Source organism: Myxococcus vastator (assembly GCF_010894475.1).
In the GTDB taxonomy this organism is placed as follows: domain Bacteria; phylum Myxococcota; class Myxococcia; order Myxococcales; family Myxococcaceae; genus Myxococcus; species Myxococcus vastator.
In genome coordinates this window covers 1-5,568 of sequence record NZ_JAAIYB010000518.1, presented here as the reverse complement: position 1 = coordinate 5,568, position 5,568 = coordinate 1, and the positions used below count along the sequence as shown (strand labels likewise).

Here is a 5,568-nt window from a genome sequence, read left to right as displayed (position 1 = left end):
CGGAGGAGGTGGGCGCTTCGGTGTCCATCGGCCGTCCGGTGAAGAACACGGTGGCCTACGTGCTGGACAGTGCAATGCGTCCGGTGCCTGTGGGCGTGCCCGGTGAGTTGTACGTGGGCGGAGACGGCCTCGCGGTGGGGTACGTAGGGCGTCCGGAGTTGACGGCGGAGCGCTTCGTACCGAGCCCATACGGTGAGGGAGCGCGGCTGTACCGCACGGGCGACGTGGTGCGGTGGCTGGGGAACGGGACGTTGGAGTTCCAGGGCCGCGCGGACACGCAGGTGAAGGTGCGCGGCTACCGAATTGAGCTGGGCGAAGTGGAAGCGGCGCTGGCCCAGCACAGTGGCGTCAACGAAGCGGTGGTGGTGGCGCGCGAGGACGGCGAGGGCAAGCGACTGGTGGCGTATGTGACCGCGCAGGAGGGCGCGGAACTGGAGGCCAGTGCGCTGAGAAGCCACATGAAGCAGCGGCTGCCAGAGTACATGGTGCCGTCTGCGTACGTGGTTTTGGAGTCGCTGCCGCTGACGCCCAACGGGAAGGTGGACCGCAAGGCGCTGCCCGCGCCGGATGCACTAGGTCCGAAGACGGCGCACTTCGAGGCGCCTCGCACCGCGTCCGAGCAGAAGCTGGCATCCATCTTCACCGAGGTGCTCAATGTCGAGCGCGTCGGGCTCGACGGAGACTTCTTCGAGCTGGGCGGGCACTCGCTGCTGGCCACGCAGTTGGTCTCGCGCGTTCGCGAGGCCTTCCACATCGAATTGCCTCTACGGGACGTCTTCGAGGCGCCCACGGTAGAGAAGCTCGCCCTCCGGCTGGAGGAAATGCAGGCGGGGGCTTCAGCCCTTCACGCACCGCCGTTGAAGCGAGTGCCACGGTTGGGAGCACTGCCACTGTCATTCGCGCAGCAGCGGCTGTGGTTCCTCGAACAGTTGGAGCCAGGGAGCCCCGTCTACAACATCCCCTTGGCCATCCGACTCTCGGGTGCTCTGCGGGTGGATGCACTGGAGCGCGCGCTCTGTGAGTTGGTGCGCCGTCATGAAGTTTTTCGAACGACGTTCCGCACAGAGGGCGGAACGCCCGTGCAGATTGTCTCCCAGCAGGCGGTGAACGCCCTGCCGGTGGTGGACCTGTCGTCACTCTCGTCCGACGCGGCCGAGGCGGAGGTCCATCGACTGCTGCGTGAGGAGGCCCTCCGTGGATTCGACCTCGCCAGTGGACCGTTGCTTCGCACGCGATTGCTGAAGTGCTCCGAGGCGGAGCATGTGCTCCTGGCGAACATGCACCACATCGTCTCGGACGGGTGGTCCATGGGCGTCATCGTCCGGGAACTCGCGGGCCTCTACGGTGCCTTCCGCGAAGGACAGCCGTCGCCGCTGCCCGAACTGGACGTGCAATACGGTGACTTCTCCTCGTGGCAGCGCGCCTGGCTGGGGAGTGGCGCGCTCCAGCGGCAATTGGACTGGTGGCGTCAGCAGCTCGAAGGAGCCCCTCCGGTCCTCTCGATTCCCACGGACCGGCCGCTGCCCGCGGTGCAGACGTTCCGGGGCGCGAATCTCCCAGTGAGCCTCCCACCGGAGCTGTCCTCAGGCGTGAAGGCGCTGGCGCAGCGGCATGGCGCGACGCCGTTCATGGTGCTGCTGGCGGGCTTCCAGGCCTTGTTGGCCCGGTACTCGGGGCAGGACGACCTGGTGGTGGGAACGCCTGTCGCCGGACGCAACCGGGCGGAGACGGAGGGGCTCATCGGCTTCTTCGTCAACACCCTGGCGTTGCGGGCACGTCCGTCCGCGGAGAAGCCGTTCCTCACGCTGCTCCGCGAGGTGAAGGACGCGGCGCTGGGCGCCTACGCGCATCAGGACGTTCCCTTCGAGCAGCTCGTGGAAGAGCTCCAGCCGGAGCGCACCCTCAGCCACTCGCCGCTGTTCCAGGTGATGTTCTCCCTGCAGAACACGCCTGTGCCGGAGGCGCTCGTGCCCGGGCTGTCGATGAGCGCGATGGACACGGAGATCGGCGCCGCGAAGTTCTTCCTGACGCTGGCGTTGGAGGACCTGCCGGAAGGCTTCTCCGGCGTCTTCGAATACAACGCGGACCTCTTCGAGACGGCCACCATCCAGGGCATGGCCGCGCACTGGCTCACGCTGTTGGCGGCTGCCGTGGCCTCCCCGGACCGCCGCTTGTCCGAGCTGCCGCTGCTCTCTCCTCAGGAGCGGCACCAGCTCCTGGTCGAATGGAACGACACCGCGGCGGAGTATCCGCGCGATACGCCCGTGCACGTGCAGTTGGCGAACCTCGCGACGCGCATGCCGGAGACGGTGGCGATCGCGTGGGAGGGTGGGCAGCTCACCTTCGCGGAGTTGATGGCGCGCAGCCAGGTGCTGGCGGCGCATTTGCGGCGGCTGGGGGTGGGCCCCGAGGTCCGAGTGGGCCTCTGCGCGCGCCGCTCGCCGGAGCTGGTGGTGGGGCTGCTCGCCATCCTGGAGGCCGGTGGGGCCTGGGTGCCGCTGGAGCCGGAGGCTCCCCGTGAGCGACTGGCGCGCATCCTGGAGGACACGGCGCCCGCGGTGCTGCTCACCCAGCGGGCGCTGCGGGACGTGGTGCCCGGGGCCTCGACGCCCGTGGTGTTGCTCGAGGATGACCTTGGGGCAGTCGCCGCGGAGCCTGGGCGTGCGAGCGCGGTGGCGGACAACGCCGCCTACGTCCTCTTCACCTCGGGGTCCACGGGACGTCCCAAGGGCGTGCTCGTCTCCCACCGCGCATTGGCACGACACACGGCGTGGTTCATCGCCGCGTTGAAGCTGGGCACGGGAGACCGGGTGTTGCAGAAGGCCTCTGCTGGCTTCGACGCCTCGGTGCCCGAGCTGCTGGCCACGCTGGTCTCCGGTGCGCGGCTGGTCATCGCACCGCCCGATGCCGAGAGCGACACCGAGGTGCTGCTGGCCGCGTTGGAATGCCTGCAGGTCACGGTGCTCCAGTTGGTTCCGTCACAGCTGCGCGTCTTGTTGGCGCATGAAGGTGTGGCGCGAGCCTCGGGCCTGAGGGTGCTGGTGTCCGGGGGCGAGGCGCTTCCGGTGGAGCTCGTTCACCAGGCCCGGGCGCGGCTGCCGTCCACGACCGTCATCAATGCGTACGGACCCACCGAGACCACGGTCGATGCCACGGCGTGGCTGGGCGGCGACCTGGGCGAAGGCTCCTTCGCGCCCATTGGCCGGCCCATCGCGAACACCCAGGCCTACGTCCTGGATGCACAGGGCCAGCCAGTCCCCGTAGGCGTGCCGGGCGAACTCTTCGTCGGTGGAGATGGCCTGGCTCGCGGCTACGTGGGCCGGCCGGACCTGACGGCGGAGCGCTTCGTGCCGGACGCCTTTGGACGTGCGCCGGGCGCCCGGCTCTACCGCACGGGTGACCAGGTACGATGGCGCTCGGGAGGCTCGCTGGAGTTCCTGGGCCGCGTGGACACGCAGGTGAAGGTGCGGGGGCACCGCGTCGAACCCGGCGAGGTGGAAGCGGTGCTGGCGGAGCACCCGGCCGTCCACGTCGCCGTGGTGGTGGCGCGGAAGGATGCTTTGGATGAGACGCGGCTCGTGGCCTACGTGGTGCCAGGGGATGCGTCAGGAACCTTGGAGGCCGCGGCGCTGCGGGCCTTCCTGGCGGAGCGTCTGCCTCCGGCGATGGTTCCATCGTGGTTCGTCGCCTTGGAGTCGCTGCCGCTGCTCTCCAGCGGGAAGGTGGACCGCAAGGCGCTGCCTGCACCGGACGTGGACGTCAGCGAGCGACAGTACGTCGCACCGCGCACCTCGACGGAAGAGCTGCTCTGCGGATTCTTCAGCCGGGTGCTGGGCGTTGAGCGCGTGGGCATCCACGACGGATTCTTCGAACTGGGGGGCCACTCGCTCCTCGCGACGCAGTTCGTCTCGAGGGTGCGTTCGGCGTTCCGGGTGGAGCTCGCGCTGCGGGAGTTGTTCGAGGCGCCCACGGTGGCGGAGCTGGCGCGTCGCATCGATCAGGCGAAGCGGTCTGGGGCCGAGCTGCCGGTGCTCCGAAGTCCAGCGGTGCCTCGCGCCCGTGAGCTGCCTTTGTCGTTCGCGCAGCAGCGACTGTGGTTCCTGGATCAGCTCCAGCCGGGGAGCGCGTTCTACAACGTGTCCGCGGTGGTGAAGCTGACGGGGCCGTTGGACCCGCGCGCGCTGGAGTGGAGCTTCGAGGAGCTGGTGCGCCGCCATGAGCCCCTGCGGACGACCTTCCGCGCCGAGGGTGGAACCCCGGTGCAGGTCATCTCGGCCGAGCCGACGCTTGCCTTCGCCGTGGTGTCCCTGGAAGCGCTGGAGGACGCCGAGCGTGATGCCGCCGCGAAGCGCTGGGCTGAAGAGGAAGCCCAGCGGCCCTTCGACCTGAAGAAGGGGCCGCTGCTGCGGGCCACGCTGCTACGGCTGCGGGAGCGGGAGTACGTGCTGGTGCTGGTGATGCACCACATCGTGTCGGACGAATGGTCCATGGGCATCCTCGTGCGCGAGGTGGCCGCGCTCTACGAGTCGCTCTCCCAGGGACAGCGCTCCTCGTTGCCGGACCTTCCGCTCCAGTACGGCGATTACGCCGTCTGGCAGCACGCGTGGCTGGCAGACGCCGTGTTGGAGGCGCAGCTCGGATACTGGCGACAGCAGCTCGCTGGAGCGCCGAGTGCGCTGGAGCTGCCCACGGACAAGCCTCGCCCGGCGACGCAGACGTTCCGTGGGGGCATGCAGGAGGTGATCTGGCCCTCCGAGCGATGGGCCGCGGTGAAGGCGCTCGGGCAGAGGGAGGGCGCGACACCGTTCATGGTGCTGCTCGCGGCCTTTCAGGCGGTGCTGTCGCGCTACTCGGGCCAGGATGACGTGAGCGTGGGCTCGCCCATCGCGGGCCGCACGCGCGAGGAGACGGAGGGGCTGATTGGCTTCTTCGTCAACACGTTGGTGCTGCGGACAAAGGTGTCCCCGGGGTTGAGCTTCCGGGAGTTGTTGGCACAGGTCCGCGAAGTGACGCTGGGGGCGTATGCGCACCAGGACGTGCCGTTCGAGAAGCTGGTGGAGGAGCTTCATCCCGAGCGTGACCTGAGCCGGAGCCCGTTGTTCCAGGTGACGCTGACGCTGCAGAACACGCCCTTCTCCGAGGTCAAACTGCGGGAGTTGACGCTGACGGGCGTCGACGCCGAGGAGAAGACCTCGAAGTTCGATTTGTCGCTGCTCGCGGAAGAGGTGCCGCACGGGTTCTCCGTGGCGGTGAACTACAACAGCGACCTGTTCGAGGCCGCGACGATGGAACGGCTGCTGGGGCACCTGCGGGTGTTCCTGGACGCCGCTGTGAGCGCGCCAGAGACGCGGCTGCTCGATTTGCCGCTGATGGGCAGTGAAGAGCAACAGCGCTTGGTGAAGGCGTGGAGCGGGACGACGTCGGCATTCCCGCGCGATGCCAGCCTGAGTGCGCTCTTCGAGGAGCAGGCGCAGCGGACGCCGGACGCGGTGGCGGTGGAGTACGAGGACGAGCGGCTGACGTACGCGGAGCTGAACCGACGCGCCAACCAGTTGGCACACCACCTGA

1 pseudogene is annotated in these 5,568 nt (G+C 68.8%); it reads left to right on the top strand.

The features are described 5' to 3' along the window. Positions 1-14: 14 nt before the first annotated feature. Positions 15-5,568: pseudogene (locus G4D87_RS32860) on the top strand (amino acid adenylation domain-containing protein); the annotation flags it as partial.